The organism is Pseudoalteromonas sp. N1230-9 (assembly GCF_032716425.1).
Taxonomy (GTDB): Bacteria; Pseudomonadota; Gammaproteobacteria; order Enterobacterales; family Alteromonadaceae; genus Pseudoalteromonas.
The window spans coordinates 774,759-798,931 of sequence record NZ_CP090420.1; the positions used below are offsets into that span (position 1 = coordinate 774,759).

Below are 24,173 nucleotides of genomic sequence, written 5' to 3' on the forward strand. Positions count from 1 at the left end.
ACTGGAATACGACTGGACGAAAATATGGCGCTAAATCTAAAGAAGTTCGGGAGTGGATGTTGGATTCAAATAATTATACTCTAGACCATTACAGTTTAAATCGCTCCGCGGGAGCCAAGTTAAAAGAAGGTTATAAACCCCCTTCAAAATAGGTTTTTATATGAAAAGTTTACCACCAAAATTACATGATGAAATTAATGAGTTATTTATTGAAGCATTTAAAAAGCTTGATGAAAATAAATTAAATGAAGCTCAGAGTATTGCTGAAAAGGCATGGCATTTATTGCCTGCTCCTAAATACGATTGGGATGTTACTATTAGTTTGGTTAGTGATATCTGTGATATGTACAAAGAGTTAGAGCTTTATAAAGAAGCTCATGTAATTTTGGATGAGCTTTTTGAATTTGGGAATCTAAAGTCATACCAAGATGGGCCTATATTCTTAAAGGGAGCCATTTATTTTGAGCAAGGTGAACTAGATCTAGCAAAAGTGTGGTTTGATAAAGCGAATACAATATCTAAAGGGCGTTGCTTTGTTAGTCAGCCGAAGAAGTATAAAACTTTCTATAGTGAGTATAAATAATGGATATTCATGATCAAATAGAGCAGTATTGCGAACAAGGTAATGACTTATTCGATGAAGATGATTTTTTAGGTGCTATAGCCATTTGGCAAAAAGCGCTTGATTTAATCGTTGATCCTAATGAAGATTGGAATGAAGTATTGTGGCTCAAGGTTTCGATTGGTGATAGTTTTTACATGATTGATGAATATGAAAAGTCTTTGGACTCTTTATTGGATGCCTTGAATTATCCTGAAGCAAATGAAAACGCATTTATACATTTCAGGGTCGGACAATGCCAATATCAATTAGGTAATATAGAAAGTAGTCAGAACTCGCTGTTAAAGGCTTATATGCTTGCTGGTAAGGAAATTTTTGATGAACATGAAGAGGAAGGCAAATTTTATTATGACTTTTTGTCTTCGAAAATAAAACTATAGCTAGGTATCATGTTTATTTTATCTTAATTGCCTCAGATTAGTTGAAGCTAATTTTACAAGGAGTTGTGAGTGATTTCACGAAAGCCTAATGACCGAAAGGTTAACTTAGATTTGATGAACAACGAGTTCAAATCAAACTCAGATAAAGAAATTTTTTTAAAGTGGTTTCTTAGCGCACTCGAGAAAGCTGAAGTTGTTAATAAAAGACGTCATATAGCTATTTGTCCTATATGTGACGAAGAAAATTTTTTATTATTAGAAGAAAAGAAAGTTATACCCAAATATGAATATAGAATACCAAATGGGGAAACAAATTTAATTGTAGATTCATCTATCCTACATTTGGTATCTGTACACTCTTTAGTACCCGACGACTTGGTTATTTCAGCTTTAGGGAAAATATATTGCAAGTCCCCTATAAGCTAATTTTTATTGTGGAGCCTTCATCATGACTGACTTAACCTTTCGTTATATTGCTGAATTTACACTCAAAAACAATCCGAGCAAGCAGTTTAAAGATAAGTGGGGTGATGAGTATGTAAACTGTGCTATGAAATTGTGGAGAAAGGTGAAGCATTGTTACTCAAAAAGAGGAGAGTGTAATTTTACTCCAGATGAGTTGTTATTCGCTATGAGCTATGAATACGCAGTTGCTCCTTATGGCTCTGAAAATAACAACGCTATAGAATTTTATAGATGGTGCTTTGAAAATTTAGATAAAAGCAAAGACAAGTAATAAATTAATAAACACGGATGTTAACTATAAAACAATGGCAGGAAATGCCCGCTTGGTCATAATTGCAGAGTCTAGTCACAATCCTCTATCGTATAAATATGAGGCAGTTAAGGCACTTAAACAGCTAAAAACTGCAGGTTTTACTCACTTTGCAATGGAAATGCTGCCTTTATACATTAAAGATAAAATAGAGTTCTATCAGCGAACTGGAAAGGGTTTTGATGCTATAAAAAACATTTCCAAGAAGACTGGAACTGGAATGATGCTGCGAGTACTGGCTACAGTGAATTAGTGAGAGCGGCCAACTCATTAGGGATGAAGATTGTTCCATTAGATATGTCAACTGAAATGATGGATGAAATCGATGGACGCTGTAACTGGGAGCAAGCAGACAACAGTACCTGTATGGATTCCCATATCCAAAGAAATCAAATGTGGGCGAATATTTTTAATGCCGAATTAAAACGAACTCAAAGTACCCGTATTGTTGCATTTATGCATCGATATCACGCATTTAACGCAGGTAATAAACATATTGGTATCGATTCAATAATGCTAAGTTTAAATGTAAGTAGCATTAGTCTTATAGAGTATATTGGTGGAGTAACGTGCTTTAATAATGGGGTTTGTGAAGGCCAGTCTAATGCTGATAAATCTTTGAGAAAAGTTTACTTTTCAAGAAAGGGATCTTTCATACCTTCTCCTTTTCCTTCTTATACAGTACATCTTCCCGAAAAAAAAGTTGCTTGAGAAGTAATATGTTTAGAATTCTTTTTTTACTGTGTGTATTTTCGCCCCTCCTATATGCCGCAGGCCCAAGGTGGGATAATTCAATAGATATTAATGATCCAGACTTAACGGGAGAAGTAGCCGCAGAGCAATGCCACAAAAGTTTGATTAATGCACCTGAAAAACTAGAGCTTTGGTGTGAGAAAGCGATTGAGATGGGGCACTGGAATTCTTTAGTAACATTAAGTATGCATATTGGTGATGGCTCTCGTTTAATTGCTGAAGCCAAAAAAAGAATGGAAAAAAAAGAACCCAAAGCATACTCAATACTTGCATGGTTATATAGGACAGGTACGTTCGTGGAGCAAGATATAAATTATGCCATGTCACTTTATAAAGAGCTTATCACATTAGATATCGAGCGGCCGAACTCTTTAATAACTGCTGCACATTTGGAATTAGCATATTTATATAAGGCCCAGCAGAACTGGGCTGCAATGGGTGAACATGCTCATTATGTTTATGAAAACACGATGATTAACTATCACAAAGAGCGTGCCGCGGAGTTACTTGCACTTGCTGAACAAAACAACATAAAAATTAAATAACATGGAGTTATAGAAATATTATGGAACAACAACACCAACAAACTCTTACACAGCTTGTAAACGATGTTTACAACAAGCCTGATTTAATTGAAGAGCATCAGCCGCTTATTGAGCCTTTGCTGACTGATTTAGTCTCAAATGCGCCTTCAGGCTTTGAAGGCATGGCTGCTATGATTAATACGCATATTTCCAATGGGTTTAAGTTTAAAAACCCTAAAATACAACAGTTTGAGCTTGAGTCAGGGTTGTTAAAGTTAAAAACCTACTTTCAAAAGATTAACCTTTAACAGGAATTTAAGCAGGCTTTGCTAACAAAAAACTTAGTTTCAAGGATGATGTGTGACATTAATTAGTACATGTATTTTAATGCTTGTTTTACAGCCTATGTTTGTATATATCGCATTATTTAAGGAATCAACTGGCAGTGGTATTAAATCAGTCGATAATGAAGATGCTAGTTATTTATATATTGCCCCCGGTTTGTCGGTTTTTTATATTGAGCAGTTCATAGAAGCATTGTTTTTCCTCGTGTGTATCTGCGCGTTAGGTATTTTAGTGGCTAAGATTGTTGAAGGGAAAGCAAAAAAACCATTAACAAAAAAAGATGCAATAGGTTTTATACTTTCTAGCTTTCTATTTTTTGGCATTATAAAGGTAATTATGTTTATCGTAACAACTTACTTTTTCAATGATACAACGGTAGCAACCACAGCAGAAGTAAATCAGATAGACGAAGATACCCAATTTATCTTTAAAAATTACTTAAATATAGACTTTTTGTACCATCAGCTGTGGCCAAGCTTTTATTGTTTATGTGTCATGCTAACTTGCTACATAATAAGCCGATTATCAGGTTCACTTTTTGATATTGTTAGTTTGTTGCTATTCCCATTGGCATTTTTAGCAAGCCTGTTACCTTTATTTGGTGGAAACTATATTTTTTGTATGTTTTTGAACTTTTTCATTTATTTATTTTCCTGCACCTTATGCGTTAGTCGTCAGTCTGACCCATCAAGCTCAGGAGTTGCTATTGTTTATGGGCATATTCTAATAATAGGTATTGGTGCGAGTGTCTTGATAAAGTTAATTTACGAAGCAATAAAATTGCTAAGTTAGGTTTAAAAGACACTTTATAATGAACTGGGTCGACGCATCGCTAGGCATACCGAGCATGGCAAGATTGATTACATTTGGGATAACGACCAGCTAATTGGTGAATACCAGCACTGCGAGTATACCTGGTACATCAACCTACCAAATCAATTTCACCCAGTCGCACTGATTAAACAGGGTGAGGTGTATTACTACCACTTAGACCAGCTCAACACCCCACGTTTTGTAACTAATATAAACGCAGAAGTTGTATGGCAAAACCAAGCGGATGTGTATGGCTATGAAGAACCAGAAGCGTGTACAAAAAACAGCTTCACTCAACCAATACGTTTTCAAGGGCAGTATTTTGATGAAGAAAGCGGCCTTCACTACAACCGCTACCGTTACTACAGCCCCAAACAACAACGTTTTATAAACCAAGACCCAATTGGCTTAGTAGGTGGCATAAACCACTACCAATACGCGCCGAACCCAGTTAATTGGGTGGATCTGTTAGGACTTAGTTGTAAAGAAACTAAAACAATTGAAGTGCCTGCGTATGATCATAACGACCCTATGGCTGATGCAATAACCCCTGTTGCAATTGTGCCCGTAGAGTGGTTCGTAGAAGGGCTTGCAGATGCTGCCGAGGCAATAACCCAAATGGTAGACACAGGCGTAACAGCCGCAGGGGTTGCGACAGCGGGTATTGCACTTATACCTGGGAGAGTAGCTGACAGAGCGCTCGAGCCTGCTGTTAAAAAGTTAGACGACATTGCGATGCTGCACAAACAACGGTGACTCAAGCTGCTAAAAAAGCGGCTAGAAAAATGGACTTACATAAAGTAGCCTGTTTCAAAAAGAATAAAAAAGGCACAGATGCTGAGTATGATCGTCAATTAAAAGGCCAGCAAGATGGCATTAATGATATGACTGTTAAGGAATACTTAGATAACCGTGAGGCATACAATAAAATTGGTCGTAAAGGAACAGGGGCTGCGCAACAAGAAGCGAGAGAGCAATTTAGAAGTAAATTGATCGATAAATATGAAAAAGAGCTAACAAGACGTGGAGAGTACTTTGGTGAAGAAGCACTTCAAAAAGCCCAAGAGCTTGCGAGTAATGAAATGAACACTCTTAATGCTCTTCATAATCCTGATATGATAGCGGGTGGTTATGATAACGTTGTAGATTTAGGCGATGCAAGTGTGAATAAATCAATAGGTTCACAGTGGAAGAATAATGGTAAAGATGATGTAGGCAATAAGTTAGCAGCAAGCCGTGTTGAGGTGATGGATGCACAGGCTTAAAAAGCACTCGAAGAGATAGGGCCAGATGCTAAGATGAATGTAGATTTACATAGGTGTAAATAAATGAATAAATTTTTTGATAACTTTTACAACTTCAAGGGATTTGGCCCTGCGATAAAAGCGACAATGCCAACCAAAGAGACGCTTAACTTCTTTAAAGGCAAACTGCCTGAACGTTTGCTTGAATACTGGCAAGAGTACGGTTTTTGTGGCTGGGGTGATGGCATTTTTTGGATTGTTAACCCACAAGATTACCATGATATTTTACAAACTTGGCTTGAAGGCACAGAGTTTGCTGAACGTGAAAAAAGTGGGTCAGACAGTTATTATGTTATTGGCCGCGGTGCCTTTGGAGATTTAATCGTTTGGGGCAGAACATCAGGTTTGAGCATTAAAATTAATTCAAATTTTGGCATGATTTTCCCAACCGATTATTCAGAAAAATTAAGGGAGAGAGGAGAAGAGCGATCGATCGAATTATTTTTTGCTACCATGAGGAAAGAGCCTCTTGATCAAAAAGGTGTTGATGAAAAGCCTTTGTTTGAGCAAACACTAAAAAAACTAGGTCCATTAGAAGCCGATGAAATGTATGCATTCGTTCCTGCGTTGGCTCTTGGTGGTGTAAATAAGCTTGAAAATTTGCAAAAAGTAAAAGCGATTGAGCATTTGAATTCTCTCGTTGAATTAGGCGAGAAACGCATAATGGCAGATATTGTCTCTATGTCTAATGAACTACATAAGAATTAATGCTTCAGGCGGTTAACTACTTTAATTAATAATAAATTGAGTATCCCTCGGTGAAGTAAATAAGCCATTTCGTTGAACGTTAATATGAAATGGCTTTGAAAATAAATACATGAAAAGGACTTTCATATGTCAGCAATAAGAATGCCCCAATCTGTTGGACTCGGTGGTGTTAATACCCCAGCCGATGTAAAAACAATACAAACAGCATTAAATAAATTACTTAAATTGCTCCCTGCTATAAACGCATTGGTCGTGGACGGGCGTTTAGGTTCTCGCCCAGAAAACTCTAAAACCGCTCAAAATTCAATGTCTAAATCTTAGTACACTAGAAGGCCTTGCAGCATTACATGATCCCGAAGTGATCAAATATTATGATTAGGAAATACAAATGTTAATTCTTCTTTTGGTCCTCAACGGCCTAAAGCAGATAGAGTTGATGGGATGGATAAAGCAGCCCAACAGGCAATGGATTTACATGGGCCAGATGCAAAAATGAATGTAGAATTATCACGATGTAAATAAGGCGGAAAGATGCTCGAATTTAAGTTAGATGAGGACTTTGAGGGCTTTTTAGAGGATTTTGGAATGCCAGAGCAGCAAGAAAGCTGTTCTTCAATAACATTAGAAAAATTTAAAAATAAGCTCCCAGAGCGTTTATTAGAATATTGGCAAGAATATGGGTTTTGTAGCTTTAAACAAGGTTTATTTCGGATTGTCAATCCTAGTGATTATGAAGACTTATTAGGTGAATGGTTAGAGCCTACAGATATACCTGACAATGATGTTTATCATGTTTTTGCTCGAAATGCTTTTGGTGATTTATTTCTTTGGGGTGAAGAAACTGGTTATAAATATAAAGTAATGGTTGCAAGAGGCTGGGTGATAGAAAAAAAAGGTAAAGTAAAAAAAGATCATAATACTGCGATTGAATACTTTTTTGGTTTTTTAGACACAGCATCTCATGACTTTAAGGATGAAGCGGGAAATGTTTTGTTTGAATCTTGCATTAAAAAATTCGGAGCTTTAGCTCCAAATGAAATGTTTGGTTTTGAACCGAGCTTAATTGTTGGTGGAGAAGCTAATTTTGACAATATTAACAAGGTAAATATTTTTGTTCACTTATCTATATTGGCGCAATTTGGTCAAATCGAAGTGCTTGATCATGATGCACTTATACGAAAAGCTTTTTCATAATTAGTAATACTATTTAAAATCGTTCTTTAACAATACGGATGTTATAAAGGCTTGGGCGATTTGGCTTTAGCCTTGCTGATATTTTGGCTCTTATTGCCTAACCCATTTTGGCGATAGCGATTTTGAATACGATGAATGTGGTAACCAAATTCGTGAAACCGATAAAGGTATTAAAACACCGTGAATACAATGCGTTGTTAAAACAATGGTACGCTCACTCATTGCGACTACGACCCACTCGGTCGTCGTATTGCTAAGCATACCGAGCATGGCAAGATTGATTACATTTGGGATAACGACCAATTAATTGGTGAATACCAGCACGGCGAGTATACTTGGTACATCAACCTACCAAATCAATTTCACCCAGTCGCACTGATTAAACAGGGTGAGGTGTATTACTACCACCTAGACCAACTAAACACCCCTCGTTTTGTAACTAATAAAAACGTAGAAGTGGTATGGCAAAACCATGCAGATGTGTATGGCTATGAAGAGCCAGAAGCCGATACTGACTTTAATAAAGAAAACAGCTTCACTCAGCCAATACGTTTTCAAGGGCAGTATTTTGATGAAGAAAGCGGCTTTCACTACAACCGCTATCGTTACTACAGCCCAAAACAACAACGCTTTATAAACCAAGACCCAATTGGCTTAGTAGGTGGCATAAACCACTACCAATACGCGCCGAACCCAGTTAATTGGGTGGATCCGTTTGGGTTGTTATGCAAAGAAGGCGAAAAAAAGCTTGATAGAATGCTCAGTAATCTGGTCTCTTCTGGTGGTATAGATGAAGCAACAAAAAATAAAATATTAGAAATAGCGATTGCAAGTGCTGTTATTAATGAGCCGCACAAATCGACTCTTAAATATACACCAGAAGGTGCAAAGTATAGGAAAGAGCATGAATATGACATTACGGGTTTAGATGAAGAAAATGGTTTAATTAAGCTTAATAAGGTGAGTGAATCAGGTAAGATCACTACAGAAGTTGTCAGCACAGCTCAGTTTGCTGAGCAGCATATCATTAATAGTGAACGTGTAAAGCTTAATCCAGACTCTAAACCCACTAAGTATCATAAGCGTACAGTGGGTGAAGTAGAGGAAGCTAGGAAAGCGTTTCCACCTAAGAGAAAAGACTATATTTCAAGCTATGCTGCTGATGCTTTGAGTGATGAAACCCATGAAGCTCATAGCCATTTTGATGAAGATGATCTAATTGATATGCAGATGACCGGCAAGGTTCCTGAGGGTTATAATGTTCATCATAAAGAACCTATATTCAGATGTGAAATAGACAAAGATCCTAATGAATCTGATAACCTACAGTTGTTGCCTGATCACTATCATAATGAAGAAAATAAGGCTTTACACTGGTATGAAGAGGGGCAATGCCCCTACGACCATAATGGAAACGGCCCAAACTTATCAAATATTAAAAAGGGGTAAAAATGTTTGAAGTAATAGAAAGGTTAATATCTCAAGCTGCAAGTAAGAAGAATTTTACTCAAAGAGGCAATGTAGCTAATGAAGAAGTACGGGAGTTAGAAACTGAGCTGAGTATTACTTTACCTAGTGATTTTAAGTACTTCCTCTTGAATTATGGGTATTGCTTTTGGTTTGGAGAGGTAATATGTGGTTTAGTTGGTGAAAATAAAAGGTATGAAAAACTATGCGGTATTATTAGGAAAAATACTTACTATCAAGGCCTATACAATGATGATCCTGCTTACCAATCTGTACCGAGTGAAGGAATTGTTATTGGAACCTATGATGGCGGAGGTTACTACTTTTTATTTTCACAAGAATCTGAGCGAGCTGGTGAGGTTGGGCTCTTTTTGACTGAAACATACGGTCAAGAAGTTTCAAAATTTAAGAGTTTTACAGATTATTTATCTTACCTTGTAACTGGCAGTCCTGATCCTGAACCAGTAGATGTTGATTACGATAAAATAATGAACATAATTGAAGATTAATTCTGAACTTCAATTATGAATGGTTGATGCTTAATCTGGAAAAGTGCAGCATAAACATGAAAGGCTACTCATTATGTATTTCTCCCTGCCCTTGCACTTGGAGGGGTAAATAAGCTTGAAAATTTGCAAAAAGTAAAAGCGATTGAGCATTTGAATTTTCTCGCTGAATTAGGCGAGAAACGCATAATGGCAGATATTGTCTCTATGTCTAATGAATTACATAAGAATTAATGCTTCAGGCGGTTAACTACTTTAATTAATAATAAATTGAGTATCCCTCGGTGAAGTAAATAAGCCATTTCGTTGAACGTTAATATGAAATGGCTTTGAAAAAAATACATGAAAAGGACTTTCACATGTCAGCAATAAGAATAACCCAATCCGTTGGACTCGGTGGTGTTAATACCCCAGCCGATGTAAAAACAGTACAAACCGCTTTAAATAAATTACTTAAATTTCTCCCAGGCACAAAAGCATTAGCAGTAGATGGACGTTTAGGTTCTCGCCCAGAAAACTCTAAAACTGTTGCCGCAATTAAACAGTTTCAAAGCAAAGTTGTAGGTATGGTGCGTCCAGATGGAAAAATAGACCCAAATGGCCGAACTCACAAAAAGATCAACGAGAAACTAGCGGGTTTGGCTTTGCTAAGTAAAGTTAAAACGCCTCCAATTATGCCAGTGACAACTGCATTTTGGATGAAAACAGCTTATGCTGAAGTTGGAGAGACAGAAGTCGCTGGCAAAAAAGCAAATCCGCGTATTTTAGAGTATTTCAAGGCATCAAAGTTTTGGGGTCCTGATGATAGTGGTGGGCAAAATGCTTGGTGCGGCTCGTTTGTTGCTTGGGTTATGCAGCAAAATAACATGGACCCGGTAAAAAATGCTTTCAGAGCTAAAGAGTGGATCAACTTTGGCAAACCTATTAGTAAACCAGTTTACGGCGCTATAGGTATAAAATCTAGAAAGGGTGGGGGTCATGTTGCGTTTGTAGTAGGTCAAAGTGTTGATGGCAATTATTTATATATGTTGGGTGGCAATCAAAGTAACAGTGTTAATGTAGCAAAGTATAAAAAGGATGTATGGGATGACTTTGTAGTTCCGACTAGCTTTGATTCATTGTCAGCGAGTTTGCCTATTTATACACAAAATGCATCAGTCGCAGGAAGTGAGGCCTAATGAAAAAAATATTTATCATTGTATTCGCTTTTTTGGCTTTAACTAAGCCTGTATTAGCTAACGTTACTGAAAGCTTAGAGCTAAATGGGTTCAAAGTAGCATCAGAAAATGTTCAGTTTCTTGCTAAAGTTAAAATTACTAAAGTAGAGGTTTTTCAAGAAGATGATAATTCGGAAAAGCATGTTTATTATGCGGATGTACTCTTTACTTACAAAGGCAAACCTATCAAGAGCTTAAACTATGATATGTATGTTGAGGCTGGGGAAGATGTTATTTTTAATTCAGAGCCTGTCTATATAGCACTTTGTGTTGATGAAAGTGGAAATTTTTACTGGCCAGGTACAGGGTCTGAATTTAAATCGTCATTAGCTATCGAGTCTTGGTTGACCGAACATAAAAAAGAGGTAGCCACAATAAGCAACAATATTGGTTGGTGTAAATAATATCTAAGAGCTTACTGAAGAGCTTTAATAAAATGGATAGGGAAATACTTTGAGTAAAATAAACACGGATGTTAATTATAAAACAATGGCAGGAAATGCTCATTTCGCAATAGCAATGCTCTCTCGTACAATTTAAGAAAAGCTATCAAGAACATTTATCTGAAAACAGCCCATTAGCAACTGGTTTATAGTTATGAAAAATATCATTTTTGTAGCTTGAACCTCTGGTGAAGACTGTTGTTTTTAATAAATTTATAGGTGTTTGATGAAAAAGCTAATTACTAGCATTTATTTGATTTTTACTTTTTTTTGTACTGAAGCACTAAGTAATGATGACAAAACGTATGTCAGCTTGGATGTTATAGAGATGAATGTTGAAAGGGTTAATGATAATTTATTCCGCTGGATAAAATTTCATCCTGATAGCGAGCTCCCTTGTTTAAGACTAGAGATTTTAGAAGCAGGTAGTAACGCGCTTATCAAGCAAAAGAATATTTGTAACGTGTATGACGAAGCATTGAAAGTTACACACGATTTTAAAAAGTTATCATTTTTAGATATCTACAATTTGAAAGTTAACTCACAGACTCTAACATTTGATTTAGAACTCTCTTTGTTGAGCCAAGATGTGGTTAATATGAATTGTTCAATTAAGATAGAAAGTACAGATTTTTCTCCACTTGATTGCCAACGTTTATAGGTAGAGGAATAGCTTGCGGCTAGATTGATACTAGCTGTAATAAACATAACTAAGTGACTCCACAGGAGTGACGAAACTAGTTTTATTGTTGATATTAAAGAGCTCATTGAAGAGCTCTAATAAAATGGATAGGGAAATATGGACTTCCCCTATAAGCATGCTGTAAAAGCATTTCAGGTTCATATTCCAGAACAACGGGTTAACCAAGATGGCACTTTAAAATGGTAAAACATCAACTCTTAGCACTTTTAGTTATATTCACTGTTACTCCCTATGTCGAGGGTAAATCGGTATCAAGTTCTTTATGGAAAGAGCTTGATATTAATGATCCCAATCTTTCTAAGAATACAGTAATGCGCCAATGCGAGAGGAGTTTGAAATATGCAGTTAACGAACTTGAAAGCTGGTGTGAGAAAGCCTATCAACTAGGAGCTTGGGAAGCGTTGCTTTATATTGGGTATCATACAGGAGATGGCTCGCGTTACGTTCATGAAGTAAAGCAGCGTGCAGCTAATGATGAAATCAACGCTATTCGTAAATTAGCATGGCTATATGATGATGGCTTTTTCATTGAAAATAACTCGACTGAAGCAGCCCGCTTATATGAACTTTACCTCACAAAAGCAACAGGTGCTTCACCTCGTTTGTTAAAGCGGATCCACTATGATCTTGCGAAAATTTATACAAAGCTTGAGGATTGGCCGAGTGTTATTAACCATGCGGAATATGTGCTTGAACACAGTGAAGGTGATGGTTCAGAGGCTCTAGCGAGAGAGTTAAGAGACAATGCAAAAACAAAAAGCAGGCAATGAATCTAATTTTTTAGGTTTATCTAATCAAGATTTTTTAGAACTAAAATGAGCTCAATAATAAAGAAAATATGATCTTTATTAGAGACACTATTAATCTGAAAGTTAAAAGGTGCCTAGCAGATATTTTTTCATAAATATTATGAGTTTGGTGAGCTTCAAAACTGACTAGTTAAAAAAGTAAGTGGGTTTATGGACAAAATTAAAGAGTAATAGGGTTAAAAGCTAGAGGCAGAACTAATCTTTTCTCATATAAAAGCTCAGTTATTCATAGATGATATAATAAATTAGAGAAAATGCTTTCAGCTAGGGGAGTAGCAGAGCCACTTCAAAATCATTGCAGGCTCTAAAGCTTTTTTTAAATAAATTAGCAGTATGAAAGTTTACTACCTTTGGGGTAAATCCGGCTAATCTACTTATTCTTAGAAAGTGATTTGAGCAATGTTACAGGCTATTTCAAGTGCTGTGGTCGATTTGAAAATCTTGTTCAGGGGTTGATGTTTATTTTTGAGAAAGTTGTTATATGATAGCTAATCTCTAAACAACATTAAAAGATAAACACAGTGAAGGATATAATAAAGTCTCCTTTAGGGCTAATTGATCATAAAAATATGCAGAGTGATGAAGTAGTACTTTTGACTCTTAATTATGAAATGTTTGAAGATAAAAAAAACCTACTTATCAAAAAAGGTGATTATTTAATCGTGTCGTCTGACTTCTATTCTAAAATGAAAAAAATAAGAAGATATACGCAATCTGAATACCCATTAACTGCATTGCCTTGGATAATTGATCGAATAGAAAAAGGCTTTTTTAAAAAGAAAAGTGAAGGGGGATTTTCAAATTTCGAGCGCAGTACGTCGGCTGAGTTTGATGGAGAGACGATTGGCATTAATGCAATGGTTCATTGTTGTGCTGAAAATCTACCAGGGTTGAATATTTGGAACGGCAACAGGAAAAGCTATATTTCCAACATGACACCTCAAAAGTGGGATATACCCATTTACATGTTAAAAGATGGGTTGTTAGAAGAGTTGAAAAAAATAGCTGCTAAATATTCCTAACTTTATTGTGCGGGCATACGGAGAACAGTAATTGAACTGCATAAAAAAGAGTGTTTAAAAGGTTAATCATTACGGGCTGTTAATATTAAATTAACCTCTATCTGGGAAATAAATAAGCACTTCGTTGATGTAAAATGAAATGGCTATAAAAAATAGCGTTTAAACATAAAAATACGGAAAAGGACTTTCATATGTCAGTAATTAGAATCCCCCAATCTGTTGGGCTAGGTGGTGTTAATACCCCAGCCGATGTAAAAACAGTACAAACCGCTTTAAATAAATTACTAAAACTTATCTCACCAACAAAAGCATTAGCAGTAGACGGACGTTTAGGTTCTCGCCCAGAAAACTCTAAAACTGTTGCCGCAATAAAACAGTTTCAAAGCAAAGTTGTAGGTATGGTACGTCCTGATGGCAGGATAGATCCAAATGGTCGTTCTCACCGAAAAATAAATGAAAAGCTGACAACGATAGGTCAGGTTCATTTTAAATTACCAGTGGCCTCTTCGAATGTACAAGCATTGTCAGAATCTGATTTTCAAGATGTTGCGAATCAACTTGGGTGTAAGGTTGCTGCTATTAAAGCTGTTGCTGAGGTTGAATCCGCAGGTGATGCTTTTTTCTCAAATGGCAAACCTAAGATTCTATATGAAGCGCATATCTTCTCTCGCCTAACGAATCATAAATATGATTCAAGTCATCCGTCTATTTCGAGCAGAAGTTGGAATCGTAGTTTATACGTAGGAGGTCCGCAGGAATACGCAAGGCTTGAAAAGGCTATGGAATTAGATGTAATAGAAGCTTTAAAATCGACTTCTTGGGGGCGTTTTCAAATTATGGGGTTTAACTATAGTGCTGCAGGATTTGCTAGTGTAGAGGCGTTTGTTCAAACAATGTTTACATCACAAAGAAAACAGTTAGATGCATTTGTCAACTTTGTAAAAAGTAAAGGATTAGAAAAACACTTAATAACATTGAATTGGGCTGCATTTGCTGAAGGTTACAATGGTTCTCAATACGCACAAAATAAGTATGACGTGAAATTAAAAAAGGCTTTTGATAAATATGATAAAAAGTAAATTTTCTTCGATTTTTATTGCATTACCAATATGCTTTATTGCTTCGTGCAGCGCATCGCAAAATGAGTCAGCGGTTATTTTTAAATGCCATGCGGATAAACCCACACCGATTGATGTAGTTGTCAGTGAACATGATGGTAATTATAAGCTTATGCAATTTAACACCGCACAGGTCAAGCTTACTGAAATGACCTCAATTAGTGATGCGAGTAAATCCAGTTATCATCGTTCTTTGGTTAATGAACACAGTATGACGTTTACACACAATGGTAATAAAATAACCGTGAGTGACTACCATAGTGAAGAGCTGGGTATGATTACTAAAGAGAAATCAGTCACTATTGAACATGATGCCAAAAAAGACTATTGGCTTTGTGATGATTCAAGTGTTAGCAAATTACCTTCTATTGAGAACTTTTAGGAATGGCTACTAAAAGGGAAGTGGGTAATTAGTTGTAACTTGAATTTTGCACATGATAGTTTAGTAATAAGGCTAGCATATTCTGTCATGGTCTCTGCAAACAGAGCCACTAGTCAACATTTTGTATTTGATAAGCTTTTACAGGTGTATTAGGAACAACTACAGAGGATTTTTGTGATTCTACCTCAGTTACTTTTAATTAAACTGAGGTATTCTCTTCCTCGCTATAAAAAGATAATCTTAAAAAATAAACAAAGTGCCGCAATCCTCGTCACTGAAAAAGGAGCTATAAACGCGAACTCCAAAGCGTTATAGAAATATTATGGAACAACAACACCAACAAACTCTCACACAGCTTGTAAACGATGTTTACAACAAGCCTGATTTAATTGAAGAGCATCAGCCGCTTATTGAGCCTTTGCTGACTGATTTAGTCTCAAATGCGCCTTCAGGCTTTGAAGGCATGGCTGCTATGATTAATACGCATATTTCCAATGGGTTTAAGTTTAAAAACCCTAAAATACAACAGTTTGAGCTTGAATCTGGGTTGTTAAAATTAAAAACCTACTTTCAAAAGATTAATCTTTAACAGGAATTTAGACAGGCCTTTGCTAGCAAAGAACTTAGTTTCAAGGATGACGTGTGACATTAATTAATACATGTATGTTAATGGTGATTTTACAGCCGTTGTTTGTTTATTTGGCTCTGTTTAAACAGCCAGAATTTCACCCTATGACAGATACACCGGTCAAAAATGATGATGCTCTATTTTTGTTTGTCACCCCTGGGGTATCTGTTTTCTATTTTAGCCAGTTTTTTGAGGCGCTACTTTACCTAGGTGGGGTTTGGGTATTGGGGTTATTACTCGCTGTAATTTTGGCAAGTAAAGCCAAAAAACCTGTCACAAAGGATGATGCGATCAGCTTTACGATTGCAGGCTTTATCTTTTTCGGGATTATAAAATTAATTGCTATGGCAATTGCGTACTTTTTTATGGATGACCCCGCAGAGGCCGCACAGACTGCTATACCCCCCGCAAACGATGAAAGCGTTTTTTCAGTGAGTCAGCTATTTAGTGTAGATTATTTATATAACGCATTGTGGCCTACATTGTACTTTTTAGTCCTCATGATTATAACGCTTGTGATAAAGGTTATTGAACATCATAGTTCATTTAAAAAAGCACCTTCCGGCCTGCTTATTACGCTGGGTGCAGCGCTGGCGGGGATCGCCCCGTTAGCTGGAGAAGCCTATATTGTTGGGATTATTGCTAACTTTATTATCTTTATTGTTTTTTGCTCCTTGTGTTTAAAAATTGATGTAAAAAAGGATCCATCAGCAGGGGCTATTGGGCTTTTTTTTGGGTATATACTCATGACGGGAATAGGCTTTAGTGTGATATGCAAAGTTATTTATGAGCTGTTTTTTAATTAAGTTTAAGTGAATTTGCAGTATCTTTTTTGCGCAATTTGCTTGTTATCCGACTTGTACCTTATTAGAATAAATAATTATATTTTTTAGCTGTACTAGTGTGTTTAGCGCTTAAATCGTATTTAAGTCATTATAGATTCTTATTTCACGTTTAAAGTAGCTTAATTACAGAGCCTATTTTTTATCTGAATGCTAAAAAGGAGTTTTGCTGTTGTCGCGGTTAAAGTGTTCATTGTTGGGGGTAATCGTGGCTATTATGGCGTTATTTACTGGCTCACACACTTTTGCAAATACTTTTGGTTTGTTTAATAAAGACGATTTTTTGTTATCGGCTCCTATTAAGGGGATTTTATTAGATAATGGGGTGCCCGTTGTAAATACAAAAGTTATTCGTTCACTCACCTATGGCGACGAGTACATAGATGAAGCAATAACAAATGATGACGGCTTTTTCGCCTTTGATGAAAAACGAATTCGCACCTCAAAGAAATCAAATATGTTTGATAATGATGCATTAATTCAGCATGTGTACCTTGACAATGGCACACCCGAAGGCATTGTGCTGTGGTATGCGGGTATTTCAATTTATGAAAATAGTGAAACGCTAAGGGAGCTTCTTAACGGGTTACGGTGTGATGTTGCTAAGAAACCACACACCTATGATGTGCCTATTAAAGAAGCATTAGATCATTATTTTACAATCTATGGCGCTTGTGAGTTGTGATTTTAAGGAGATTATATTGTTAATAGAGCGATTTAAATTGCCAATGCTTATTGCAGCAGTGGCGTTGCTAATTTTATTTACTACAACACAGGTTTTTGCAAATATGTTTGGTTTTTTTAGTAAGGAAGAGTTTGAACTATCAGCGCCGGTTGAAGGTCGTTTGCTATACGAAGAGCAGCCTGTTGCTGGTAAAAAGGTATTTCGTAAACTAAATTATGGCGATGATTATATTGATGAAGTAACAACGGGTACTGATGGCCGTTTTTCTTTTCCTGAAAAAGTGATCAAAACATCAAAGCCATCAAACATGTTCGACAATGAATCTGTTATTCAACATATTTACACATTAGATGAAAATGCAGAGGAAGTAACTATTTGGGCTGTTAGAGTATTTCCTTATGAGCACAAAGATACACTCACCGAATACTTGAATGATTTGGTGTGTGATATCGCACATGAACCACAAACATATGATATAGCGGCTAAAGAAGATAAGCAGCATACATTTGCTGTTTTTACCACTTGTAAGCTCTAACGTTTAAAACCAATAAAGGGATTTAAAATGAATACGTTAACACCTACTCAAGCAGTTCAATTAGCGTCACTTGCCTATGATGCTAAAGAATTAAAAAATACAAAACTTTTAAATGGGCTGTTGCATGCGTCTTTGCGAGACCAGTTTGATTTCTCTATCAATAGTAAGTCTATACAGGGCGTTTCAGGCGGCTTTTTCTCTCACCTATTTGGCTTAAGCACAGGCTTTGGTCTGGTTGCACATGGTAAAAATGCATTCCAAGGGCATTCAGTTATTACCATTCGCGGGACTGCTTCACTGAGAGACGGCCTAACTGATGCACATTTCGGTTTAAGTGGTGGCGCTAACGGCAGCATGGTTCATGCTGGTTTTAATAAAACGTTTTATACAATGAAGCCAGCTCTTCAAGAGTTTATGGCAGCGAATGTAAGAGATAAAATTACAGCGGGTGTTCATTTAGTTGGCCACAGCTTAGGGGGCGCTTTAGCAACGCTGGCTGCCGATTGGATTAAAGCAGAATATTCGTTACCAGTAAAACTTTATACATTTGGTTCGCCAAGGGTAGGTTTAGAAGACTTCTCAAGATCGGCTACTTCAAGAATAGATCACATTTACCGATGTACGCATGGTGCTGATCCGGTAACTAAAGTACCGTTATGGCCATTTTCTCATGCGCCTTATAACGGTCAAGAAATACGCCTAGACAGCGGCCAAGGCCTTAAAGGTGCGGCACATAAGCTTAGCGGAAACCCAGGTTACGTAAATACGGCCAATAGTAGTGATTGGAATAACTTAACCGTTAAAGCAAACCATTACCTTAACACGCCTGTAAGACTCAACTTTGAAGATAGAAACCAAGCATCATTTAATGCCCATTGGGCCGATAAATTAGGAGCTGCGTTAGTCACTTTATTAAAAGATGCGGGCTATTACAGTGCTGTGGCGGCACAAGCGGCAATTGGTACAGGTTTAACCTTTTACGATATGTTGGCTCGCACATTAGATAAGATTGCTAAAGCGTCTGCTTCATTTGCATCTCAGACTTTGGGCTTAATTGGTCATATGCTGGTTTTTGCAGGGAAAGTGATTGGTAAGGCGGTAGAGCTAACATACAGTGTGATTAAATGGGCATTCGACTCGACGCTTGGTGCCTTATATCAAGCTGCAAGAGATGGTTTAAATGGCCTAGACTAAAATATTTAAGGGCATGCACTGCATGCCCTTTTTATTAGTTGTTATTCCCTTTTAACGTGCCGATATCGATCCCGTTTTTACTTAGCTCAGTTTTAAGTAATGCTGCACTGCTCTGTAGGTTCGGTAAGGTCTGATTTTCAATTATCGCTACTGCTTTTTTCAGCTCTTCAGATGCATATTTGGCTGACATTTTTCGGTTTATTGCGGCATCTATAATAAATTGGCTCTGACTGTAAAAGCGACGCACTTGAGTTAGAAACTCGCTTGGTGTTTCTAAAGTTGTGGGCGAATATTGCATTGTTTGCCAAATGTACTTTTCGATTGTTGGCTTATTATATTCAAGCTCAGACTTAGGTGGGCTTTTAGCCAACAAGGCTGCAAACTTACTAAGATTATCTGCGTTATCCTTCACTTCATCGTACAAAGAAGTACGAAGGTAATAGTTATCTTCCATCTTGCTAAAAGTATCAAACTTTAGCGCTTGCTCTAAACCACTTTGCGCTGCGAGATAAACACCAAAAACAGTTGATAGCACTAAAAAAACTTGATTGAGCCAAAAGCCGGTACTCTTTAGCTCTTTATTATCCACTGTTTTAAGGGCATTGCTGATCTTTGGTGGATTTTTATTACTGTTATCCATGATTAGACTCCTTTCATTTATACTATTAAAACATTGTAATAGATAAAGAAAGTTTAATCACTAGATAACAAAGCTAATCTCTTTCTAAAAGCACAGCACCCGAGTGTTCTTCACCTAAATGATCTTCTTTATTATAAATAGGGCACTTAGCCATGGATAAACAGCCACAGCCAATACAGCCGTTCACTCGGTCTCTGAGTCGTTGCATATAGTGAATTTTTTCATCTAATTGAGTTTGCCAGCGTTTTGAAAGCTCTGCCCAGTCTTGTTTTGTTGGTGTGCGTTGCTCAGGTAGAGTACTCAGCGTATGCTTTATAGCTTCTAGGGTAATGCCCATGGCCTGTGCTGCCTTTATCACGGCGATACGGCGAAGGACATCAGGCTTATAACGACGCTGATTGCCATTATTACGCCAACTACGGATTAAGCCTTTTGTTTCATAAAAATGCAGCGTTGAGACTTTAACGCCACTGCGCTTAGCCACAAAGCCAACCGATAGGTTTGCATCAACGAGTTTTTTTTCTGATCCTGACATAATTTGCTCCAAAGTGTTGACCTAAAGTTAGCTTGAGGTTTTACGCTGCGCACATCATAAAAAAAGGAGCAATAATAATGCAACAAAAACCGACTGAAAATACAGTAATCATCTATTCAAGTGCAAGAAAACAAGGAAATACGAGCTTACAAGTTAATGATTATAAAAAGCAATATGGAGGAGATATCGTCTGCCTTGATGATTATATTATTTCAGCTTACCGCTACGATAAACAGTATAAAAATGATGACTTTTATGCCGTTTTTGAAGCTCTATTAAGCTATCAACATTGGGTGATAGCATCACCGGTTTATTGGTATAACACAACGCCACAATTTAAAGCATTTTTAGACCGTATTACTGATTATATGGACGATGAAATTCTCAGACCTAAGCTTAGAACGCTTCGTGAAAAGCAGTTCTCACTGCTATCAAATGCAGGTTCGGTTAACGCGCCAAGTGCGTTTATTGATATGTTTAAAAATACCTTTAACTATTTAGGCATGACCTTTAAAGCACATCAGCATATTGAGGCTAGTTAAAGTCAGAAAAAAAGGTTAGGCTAGAGATAAAAAACAACAGGGTTACTTATGAAATTAACATTGTTGGGTTTATCTCTCGCATTGGTAGCAAATTTAAGTCATGCAGAGCAAAAAGAGCCCGCGATCAAAGGATTTGGTTTTTATTATACTGTGCCAAATCATACGGCTATTGATGAGCAAACAAGGTTTAAAATTGCCTTTGATGTGGCCGATGCCGCAGAAAGAGGTAAGCAAAATAACAGTATTAACTCGCTAGCACGTTTTATTAATATGCACATTGCCCATGGGGTGAAACCAGAAAACATTGAACTTGCTTTGGTTGTGCATGGCAGTGCAAGTGTTGATGTACTCAAAACGGGCGCTTATAAGCAACGTTTTAATAGCGATAATAAAAACCAACAATTGATTTCACAATTACTCGCGCACAACACCGTTGTTTATGTATGTGGTCAGTCGGCAACACATATGCAGGTTAAGCAAGAGCAACTGATACCAGGTGTGCAAATGGCATTATCTGCCATGACAGCGCACGCACAACTACAGCAGCAGGGCTATACCCTGAATCCATTTTAATGAATATTCTTTGTTTTGGTGATTCTAATACCTATGGGATTTCACCGCTAGATGGTAAGCGCTTTGACGAACATACACGTTGGCCATGTTTGCTTGCAGACAAGCTCGGTGCAGGGCATTTGGTTATTGAAGCAGGGCTACCAAATCGTACGATAGCTGATGAGCCACCATTTAGTGGTGATAAATTAGGTGTTAAGTACTTAGAGCCATATCTTCGAGCGTATCATATTGATGTCATCATTATTCAGCTAGGTACGAACGATTTAAAGCGTCGTTTTGGATTAGCAGCCGATGATATTGCCAAAGCACTGGATACGTTAATAGTCGACATCGAAAATCACTATCTGCATCGAGAAATGCCTAAAATAGTGGTGCTGAGTCCATCTGCGGTTTATGAGGTTGGGGCTTATCAGTCTATCTATGCGGGCGCTGCCAAAAAAGCGAAGCAATTAACAGTTGAGTATAAATTAGTCACAGAACGCCATGAGTGTCACTTTATAAACGGTTATGCTCTCCTTGTTCCTTGCCAAACAGAGGGCGTACATTGGCAGGCCCAAGAGCATAAGTTACTTGCCGACTATTTATTTGAATATCTTTAAAGTAGAGTTTGTGAAAGATCTTTAAAAGATTTACCTATTTTCAGGGTTTTACCTGTATTTAGTTCAACAAATTCACTGTTTACAGCTATCACCTTTTGTTTGTTTACTAAAAACGATTTATGAATTTGGGTAAATGAATGGGATAGCTGTTCACTAAGCTGTTTTAGTGTTGTGCTCGCAAGTGTTACTTGCTCAGCTTGATGCACTTTCACATAGTTGCCATATGCCTCAATATACTCAATAGAATCTAAGTTAAACTTTCGTTTTTCTCTATCAACTTTAAGCGTAATGTTATTAGGCTCAGTTATATTTGGTTTAACTAAATGCTCACGCACCTTATTGAGAGCCTGTTCAAGCCTTGGCGCAGACACGGGTTTGAGTAAGTAATCTGTCACATTCAATTCAAACCCTGTTATAGCGTATTCTTGGTACGCGCTTACAATGATGACTTGGGGAGGGTGTGCCAGAGTTCTTAATAATTCGATTCCTGTTAGCTCTGGCATATTTATATCTAAAAACACTAAGTCAACAGTGGATTTAGCTAACCCATAAAGGGCATCTTTTGCGCTAACATATTGAGCTATAATCTTAATATCAGAATGTGCCTGTAGGTGATGTTCAATCACTTGATGGGCAAGGGGTTCATCGTCAACGATGATTGCTCTTATCATTTTGATAACTCCAAAGTTAAGGTTGTCTGCCAGTGTGTCGCGTGTTTTTTAGCCGTTAAGGTATGTTTATTTGGGTATAACAGTTCTAGTCTTTTTTGCAGATTACTAAGCCCCATGCCTGGGTGGCTTTTTTCAGTTTGGGTATTTATGGAGTTTTCACAAAACAGAGTTAGCACAGTGTCATTTATAGTAATTGTGAGTGTTACTTTTGTTGAGTCCGATGCAGGTTCTACACCGTGTTTAATGGCATTTTCGACGATTATAATCAGTAATAAAGGCGCTATATGAAGATCATCGACTCTATCAGGCCAAGTTAGGTTAAATAAGTATTTGTTTGCGCTTCTAATTTTTTGTAGCTCTATAAAGCTTTTTAGGTATGCCAATTCTTTTTCTAATAAAACCACTGGCTTTTGTCCTTCATAGACAGTGTATCTTAATAAATCTGCTAAATGCATAACCAACTGTGGCGCATGCTCTGATTTTGTGAGCGTGAGTGCATATAAATTGTTTAGGGTGTTAAATAAAAAATGTGGGTTAACTTGTTGTTGAAGAAGTTTTAATTCGGTTTTGGTTTGCTGTTTTGCTATTTCATTTAATTTACTTTGCTGTTGCTGTCTTTCAAAAGCAAGGATGATAGGTGTAGTAATGATCAGAAAGAAAAACATAAACTGATAATTATATTTAGCAAAAATATTTTGGTTACCACTTGGTGTTAGATTCGCAATATGTTGTGGTAAATCATTAATAGGTAATGTTAGCACCAGTGCGACAAGTAACGGGGTTAGTGTAGCCATAAAAATGAGGCATGAGGCCACAAAAGTGAAGACACCGTAGTTTGCTAATAAATGGCGAATAAGCATGTAGCGATTTATTAAATATAAGCTGTATATGATAACGGCATAAACGCCAAGTTGAAGAAAGTAAAATAAAAACTGATCAAACTCTGAAAAGAATTTGCCAACATCAAAAATTAGTTCGAATGGTTGATTTAATAAAGGGTCTTGATGGCTATTAAGTATACCTGCGAACAAAAAAGCCCAACAAATCAGTATCATTAGCACCACGTTATCTAATGATATAAAAGAGATAAACCACCTAGCAATTAAGCTGTTTTTATTGGTCTTATTACGCTGTGAAACCAGCCAAAGTAAGCTGGCTAACGAGCACAAAATCCAACATTGCACGCTTAAGTATTGCCATTGAGCGTAAGTTGAAGAAACTAGAGCAAGTGTATATACGCTGAGCGGATACAAAGTGAAGCCTGTAAGCCACACCAAGGTTGGGCTTTTATATGTTCCCTTGAATGTTAAAAGGTGGGCAATTAAAAAGGGCAGGCATTCCAATAACAGTTGCAGATTTATTTTTAAATATAAAGCAGGGGAGTCAAGCCTTAACGACAGGTAGCGTGTATGACCTTCAAGCAAAATGGCCGCAAATACTGGCAGCAACGCAATCAAATACTTGTTATTTGAATTGCCTGATAGAAGAGAAAAAATAGCCCGCAAACGCTACTCCATTTTATTTTTATAACCTAACAAACCAGCTTAATACATGATGACCTATGAGCATAGTTAAAATCATGCTCCTTCATGCCCTTATATACTCAAGTAAGATTAATGATTTTCGTTGTTAATGCACGAATGT

Annotated in this window: 35 protein-coding genes and 1 pseudogene; 32 read left to right on the forward strand and 4 right to left on the reverse strand. The window is 37.0% G+C overall.

Going from position 1 to position 24,173, the window contains the following annotated elements; genetic code table 11:
• Window positions 1-160: 160 nt before the first annotated feature.
• The 28 genes and pseudogenes from LY624_RS20770 to LY624_RS20905 all read left to right on the forward strand — a co-directional run bounded on the left by LY624_RS20770 (window position 161) and on the right by LY624_RS20905 (window position 18,969).
• Entirely contained in the window at window positions 161-583 is a 423-nt protein-coding gene (locus tag LY624_RS20770) for a hypothetical protein (protein WP_341804561.1), read from the forward strand.
• Window positions 583-1,002: a hypothetical protein gene (locus tag LY624_RS20775; protein WP_239408317.1), complete on the forward strand. Its 420-nt coding sequence runs from the start codon at window positions 583-585 to the stop codon at window positions 1,000-1,002. The genes LY624_RS20770 and LY624_RS20775 overlap by 1 nt, the downstream gene beginning before the upstream one ends.
• 69 nt (window positions 1,003-1,071) lie before the next feature.
• Window positions 1,072-1,428: a hypothetical protein gene (locus LY624_RS20780; protein ID WP_341804562.1), complete on the forward strand. Its 357-nt coding sequence runs from the start codon at window positions 1,072-1,074 to the stop codon at window positions 1,426-1,428.
• Window positions 1,429-1,450: 22 nt separating this feature from the next.
• Window positions 1,451-1,738: a hypothetical protein gene (locus LY624_RS20785; RefSeq protein ID WP_341804563.1), complete on the forward strand. Its 288-nt coding sequence runs from the start codon at window positions 1,451-1,453 to the stop codon at window positions 1,736-1,738.
• 315 nt (window positions 1,739-2,053) lie between these two features.
• On the forward strand, window positions 2,054-2,488 hold the full coding sequence (locus tag LY624_RS20790) for a hypothetical protein (RefSeq protein WP_341804564.1): 435 nt from the start codon (window positions 2,054-2,056) through the stop codon (window positions 2,486-2,488).
• An 8-nt stretch (window positions 2,489-2,496) separates the two neighbouring features.
• Window positions 2,497-3,075, forward strand: a complete 579-nt coding sequence (locus tag LY624_RS20795) for a hypothetical protein (protein ID WP_341804565.1) — start codon at window positions 2,497-2,499, stop codon at window positions 3,073-3,075.
• Window positions 3,076-3,095: 20 nt separating this feature from the next.
• Complete coding sequence (locus tag LY624_RS20800) at window positions 3,096-3,362, forward strand: hypothetical protein (protein ID WP_130151791.1); 267 nt, start codon at window positions 3,096-3,098, stop codon at window positions 3,360-3,362.
• A 52-nt stretch (window positions 3,363-3,414) separates the two neighbouring features.
• Window positions 3,415-4,191 (forward strand): hypothetical protein, encoded by a 777-nt coding sequence (locus LY624_RS20805; RefSeq protein WP_341804566.1) that lies wholly within the window; start codon window positions 3,415-3,417, stop codon window positions 4,189-4,191.
• A gap of 180 nt (window positions 4,192-4,371) precedes the next feature.
• Window positions 4,372-4,968, forward strand: coding sequence for an RHS repeat-associated core domain-containing protein (locus LY624_RS20810; RefSeq protein WP_341804567.1), 597 nt, complete (start codon window positions 4,372-4,374; stop codon window positions 4,966-4,968).
• A gap of 29 nt (window positions 4,969-4,997) precedes the next feature.
• The gene (locus LY624_RS20815; RefSeq protein WP_341804568.1) at window positions 4,998-5,477 is read left to right on the forward strand and encodes a polymorphic toxin type 15 domain-containing protein; all 480 of its coding nucleotides are present in this window, start codon (window positions 4,998-5,000) and stop codon (window positions 5,475-5,477) included.
• A 63-nt stretch (window positions 5,478-5,540) separates the two neighbouring features.
• Window positions 5,541-6,224, forward strand: a complete 684-nt coding sequence (locus LY624_RS20820; protein ID WP_341804569.1) for a GAD-like domain-containing protein — start codon at window positions 5,541-5,543, stop codon at window positions 6,222-6,224.
• Window positions 6,225-6,350: 126 nt separating this feature from the next.
• Window positions 6,351-6,545: a hypothetical protein gene (locus LY624_RS20825; RefSeq protein ID WP_341804570.1), complete on the forward strand. Its 195-nt coding sequence runs from the start codon at window positions 6,351-6,353 to the stop codon at window positions 6,543-6,545.
• Between the two features lie 210 nt (window positions 6,546-6,755).
• Window positions 6,756-7,418: a GAD-like domain-containing protein gene (locus tag LY624_RS20830; RefSeq protein ID WP_341804571.1), complete on the forward strand. Its 663-nt coding sequence runs from the start codon at window positions 6,756-6,758 to the stop codon at window positions 7,416-7,418.
• Window positions 7,419-7,811: 393 nt separating this feature from the next.
• Window positions 7,812-8,867, forward strand: a complete 1,056-nt coding sequence (locus tag LY624_RS20835; RefSeq protein ID WP_341804572.1) for an RHS repeat domain-containing protein — start codon at window positions 7,812-7,814, stop codon at window positions 8,865-8,867.
• A gap of 2 nt (window positions 8,868-8,869) precedes the next feature.
• Window positions 8,870-9,394 (forward strand): SMI1/KNR4 family protein, encoded by a 525-nt coding sequence (locus LY624_RS20840; protein WP_341804573.1) that lies wholly within the window; start codon window positions 8,870-8,872, stop codon window positions 9,392-9,394.
• A gap of 117 nt (window positions 9,395-9,511) precedes the next feature.
• Window positions 9,512-9,625: pseudogene (locus LY624_RS20845) on the forward strand (GAD-like domain-containing protein); the annotation flags it as partial.
• 89 nt (window positions 9,626-9,714) lie between these two features.
• The gene (locus LY624_RS20850; RefSeq protein ID WP_341804574.1) at window positions 9,715-10,569 is read left to right on the forward strand and encodes an NlpC/P60 family protein; all 855 of its coding nucleotides are present in this window, start codon (window positions 9,715-9,717) and stop codon (window positions 10,567-10,569) included.
• On the forward strand, window positions 10,569-11,012 hold the full coding sequence (locus LY624_RS20855) for a hypothetical protein (protein WP_341804575.1): 444 nt from the start codon (window positions 10,569-10,571) through the stop codon (window positions 11,010-11,012). Before LY624_RS20850 ends, LY624_RS20855 begins: the two co-directional genes overlap by 1 nt.
• Before the next feature lie 265 nt (window positions 11,013-11,277).
• Window positions 11,278-11,712, forward strand: a complete 435-nt coding sequence (locus LY624_RS20860) for a hypothetical protein (protein ID WP_341804576.1) — start codon at window positions 11,278-11,280, stop codon at window positions 11,710-11,712.
• A 221-nt stretch (window positions 11,713-11,933) separates the two neighbouring features.
• Complete coding sequence (locus tag LY624_RS20865; RefSeq protein ID WP_341804577.1) at window positions 11,934-12,524, forward strand: hypothetical protein; 591 nt, start codon at window positions 11,934-11,936, stop codon at window positions 12,522-12,524.
• Window positions 12,525-13,084: 560 nt separating this feature from the next.
• On the forward strand, window positions 13,085-13,585 hold the full coding sequence (locus LY624_RS20870) for a hypothetical protein (RefSeq protein ID WP_341804578.1): 501 nt from the start codon (window positions 13,085-13,087) through the stop codon (window positions 13,583-13,585).
• A 191-nt stretch (window positions 13,586-13,776) separates the two neighbouring features.
• A complete protein-coding gene (locus LY624_RS20875; RefSeq protein ID WP_341804579.1) occupies window positions 13,777-14,664 on the forward strand; it encodes an N-acetylmuramidase domain-containing protein in 888 nt (295 codons plus the stop codon).
• Window positions 14,651-15,085 (forward strand): hypothetical protein, encoded by a 435-nt coding sequence (locus LY624_RS20880; RefSeq protein WP_341804580.1) that lies wholly within the window; start codon window positions 14,651-14,653, stop codon window positions 15,083-15,085. Before LY624_RS20875 ends, LY624_RS20880 begins: the two co-directional genes overlap by 14 nt.
• 322 nt (window positions 15,086-15,407) lie before the next feature.
• Window positions 15,408-15,674 (forward strand): hypothetical protein, encoded by a 267-nt coding sequence (locus tag LY624_RS20885; protein WP_130151791.1) that lies wholly within the window; start codon window positions 15,408-15,410, stop codon window positions 15,672-15,674.
• Window positions 15,675-15,727: 53 nt separating this feature from the next.
• A complete protein-coding gene (locus LY624_RS20890) occupies window positions 15,728-16,519 on the forward strand; it encodes a hypothetical protein (RefSeq protein ID WP_130151790.1) in 792 nt (263 codons plus the stop codon).
• Between the two features lie 208 nt (window positions 16,520-16,727).
• Entirely contained in the window at window positions 16,728-17,240 is a 513-nt protein-coding gene (locus tag LY624_RS20895) for a DUF6795 domain-containing protein (RefSeq protein ID WP_130151789.1), read from the forward strand.
• Between the two features lie 16 nt (window positions 17,241-17,256).
• Complete coding sequence (locus tag LY624_RS20900) at window positions 17,257-17,775, forward strand: DUF6795 domain-containing protein (RefSeq protein WP_062567637.1); 519 nt, start codon at window positions 17,257-17,259, stop codon at window positions 17,773-17,775.
• Between the two features lie 27 nt (window positions 17,776-17,802).
• A complete protein-coding gene (locus tag LY624_RS20905) occupies window positions 17,803-18,969 on the forward strand; it encodes a lipase family protein (RefSeq protein WP_062567636.1) in 1,167 nt (388 codons plus the stop codon).
• 34 nt (window positions 18,970-19,003) lie between these two features.
• Here LY624_RS20905 and LY624_RS20910 read toward each other — a convergent pair whose 3' ends face one another.
• Together LY624_RS20910 and soxR are read right to left on the reverse strand one after the other, a co-directional pair.
• A complete protein-coding gene (locus LY624_RS20910; protein ID WP_341804581.1) occupies window positions 19,004-19,609 on the reverse strand; it encodes a hypothetical protein in 606 nt (201 codons plus the stop codon).
• Between the two features lie 73 nt (window positions 19,610-19,682).
• Window positions 19,683-20,144, reverse strand: coding sequence for a redox-sensitive transcriptional activator SoxR (gene soxR, locus LY624_RS20915; RefSeq protein WP_237115415.1), 462 nt, complete (start codon window positions 20,142-20,144; stop codon window positions 19,683-19,685).
• Between the two features lie 77 nt (window positions 20,145-20,221).
• Between soxR and LY624_RS20920 the strand changes: the two genes are divergently transcribed.
• The 3 genes from LY624_RS20920 to LY624_RS20930 are packed head-to-tail and all read left to right on the forward strand — an operon-like array spanning window position 20,222 to window position 21,858.
• Entirely contained in the window at window positions 20,222-20,686 is a 465-nt protein-coding gene (locus tag LY624_RS20920) for a flavodoxin family protein (protein WP_341804582.1), read from the forward strand.
• Between the two features lie 48 nt (window positions 20,687-20,734).
• Complete coding sequence (locus LY624_RS20925; protein WP_341804583.1) at window positions 20,735-21,259, forward strand: DsrE family protein; 525 nt, start codon at window positions 20,735-20,737, stop codon at window positions 21,257-21,259.
• Window positions 21,259-21,858: a GDSL-type esterase/lipase family protein gene (locus LY624_RS20930; protein WP_341804584.1), complete on the forward strand. Its 600-nt coding sequence runs from the start codon at window positions 21,259-21,261 to the stop codon at window positions 21,856-21,858. Before LY624_RS20925 ends, LY624_RS20930 begins: the two co-directional genes overlap by 1 nt.
• On the opposite strand, the gene LY624_RS20935 is transcribed toward LY624_RS20930, so the two are convergent.
• Window positions 21,855-22,529 carry a LytR/AlgR family response regulator transcription factor gene (locus LY624_RS20935; protein ID WP_341804585.1) on the reverse strand — a complete coding sequence of 225 codons (675 nt, stop codon included), beginning with the start codon at window positions 22,527-22,529 and terminating at the stop codon, window positions 21,855-21,857. The two genes, LY624_RS20930 and LY624_RS20935, sit on opposite strands and share 4 nt — an antisense overlap.
• On the reverse strand, window positions 22,526-23,584 hold the full coding sequence (locus LY624_RS20940; protein WP_341804586.1) for a sensor histidine kinase: 1,059 nt from the start codon (window positions 23,582-23,584) through the stop codon (window positions 22,526-22,528). Before LY624_RS20940 ends, LY624_RS20935 begins: the two co-directional genes overlap by 4 nt.
• 248 nt (window positions 23,585-23,832) lie before the next feature.
• Between LY624_RS20940 and LY624_RS20945 the strand changes: the two genes are divergently transcribed.
• Window positions 23,833-24,027 carry a hypothetical protein gene (locus tag LY624_RS20945; RefSeq protein ID WP_341804587.1) on the forward strand — a complete coding sequence of 65 codons (195 nt, stop codon included), beginning with the start codon at window positions 23,833-23,835 and terminating at the stop codon, window positions 24,025-24,027.
• Window positions 24,028-24,173 lie beyond the last annotated feature (146 nt).

Coding starts and splice junctions, on each gene's coding strand:
- LY624_RS20770 (WP_341804561.1), top strand. CDS start 161: ATGAAAAGTTTACCACCAAAATTACATGATGAAATTAATGAGTTATTT.
- LY624_RS20775 (WP_239408317.1), top strand. CDS start 583: ATGGATATTCATGATCAAATAGAGCAGTATTGCGAACAAGGTAATGAC.
- LY624_RS20785 (WP_341804563.1), top strand. CDS start 1,451: ATGACTGACTTAACCTTTCGTTATATTGCTGAATTTACACTCAAAAAC.
- LY624_RS20790 (WP_341804564.1), top strand. CDS start 2,054: ATGAAGATTGTTCCATTAGATATGTCAACTGAAATGATGGATGAAATC.
- LY624_RS20795 (WP_341804565.1), top strand. CDS start 2,497: ATGTTTAGAATTCTTTTTTTACTGTGTGTATTTTCGCCCCTCCTATAT.
- LY624_RS20800 (WP_130151791.1), top strand. CDS start 3,096: ATGGAACAACAACACCAACAAACTCTTACACAGCTTGTAAACGATGTT.
- LY624_RS20815 (WP_341804568.1), top strand. CDS start 4,998: ATGGACTTACATAAAGTAGCCTGTTTCAAAAAGAATAAAAAAGGCACA.
- LY624_RS20820 (WP_341804569.1), top strand. CDS start 5,541: ATGAATAAATTTTTTGATAACTTTTACAACTTCAAGGGATTTGGCCCT.
- LY624_RS20825 (WP_341804570.1), top strand. CDS start 6,351: ATGTCAGCAATAAGAATGCCCCAATCTGTTGGACTCGGTGGTGTTAAT.
- LY624_RS20830 (WP_341804571.1), top strand. CDS start 6,756: ATGCTCGAATTTAAGTTAGATGAGGACTTTGAGGGCTTTTTAGAGGAT.
- LY624_RS20840 (WP_341804573.1), top strand. CDS start 8,870: ATGTTTGAAGTAATAGAAAGGTTAATATCTCAAGCTGCAAGTAAGAAG.
- LY624_RS20850 (WP_341804574.1), top strand. CDS start 9,715: ATGGCTTTGAAAAAAATACATGAAAAGGACTTTCACATGTCAGCAATA.
- LY624_RS20855 (WP_341804575.1), top strand. CDS start 10,569: ATGAAAAAAATATTTATCATTGTATTCGCTTTTTTGGCTTTAACTAAG.
- LY624_RS20860 (WP_341804576.1), top strand. CDS start 11,278: ATGAAAAAGCTAATTACTAGCATTTATTTGATTTTTACTTTTTTTTGT.
- LY624_RS20865 (WP_341804577.1), top strand. CDS start 11,934: ATGGTAAAACATCAACTCTTAGCACTTTTAGTTATATTCACTGTTACT.
- LY624_RS20875 (WP_341804579.1), top strand. CDS start 13,777: ATGTCAGTAATTAGAATCCCCCAATCTGTTGGGCTAGGTGGTGTTAAT.
- LY624_RS20880 (WP_341804580.1), top strand. CDS start 14,651: ATGATAAAAAGTAAATTTTCTTCGATTTTTATTGCATTACCAATATGC.
- LY624_RS20885 (WP_130151791.1), top strand. CDS start 15,408: ATGGAACAACAACACCAACAAACTCTCACACAGCTTGTAAACGATGTT.
- LY624_RS20905 (WP_062567636.1), top strand. CDS start 17,803: ATGAATACGTTAACACCTACTCAAGCAGTTCAATTAGCGTCACTTGCC.
- LY624_RS20910 (WP_341804581.1), bottom strand. CDS start 19,609: ATGGATAACAGTAATAAAAATCCACCAAAGATCAGCAATGCCCTTAAA.
- soxR (WP_237115415.1), bottom strand. CDS start 20,144: ATGTCAGGATCAGAAAAAAAACTCGTTGATGCAAACCTATCGGTTGGC.
- LY624_RS20920 (WP_341804582.1), top strand. CDS start 20,222: ATGCAACAAAAACCGACTGAAAATACAGTAATCATCTATTCAAGTGCA.
- LY624_RS20925 (WP_341804583.1), top strand. CDS start 20,735: ATGAAATTAACATTGTTGGGTTTATCTCTCGCATTGGTAGCAAATTTA.
- LY624_RS20930 (WP_341804584.1), top strand. CDS start 21,259: ATGAATATTCTTTGTTTTGGTGATTCTAATACCTATGGGATTTCACCG.
- LY624_RS20935 (WP_341804585.1), bottom strand. CDS start 22,529: ATGATAAGAGCAATCATCGTTGACGATGAACCCCTTGCCCATCAAGTG.
- LY624_RS20940 (WP_341804586.1), bottom strand. CDS start 23,584: ATGATACTGATTTGTTGGGCTTTTTTGTTCGCAGGTATACTTAATAGC.
- LY624_RS20945 (WP_341804587.1), top strand. CDS start 23,833: ATGTTAAAAGGTGGGCAATTAAAAAGGGCAGGCATTCCAATAACAGTT.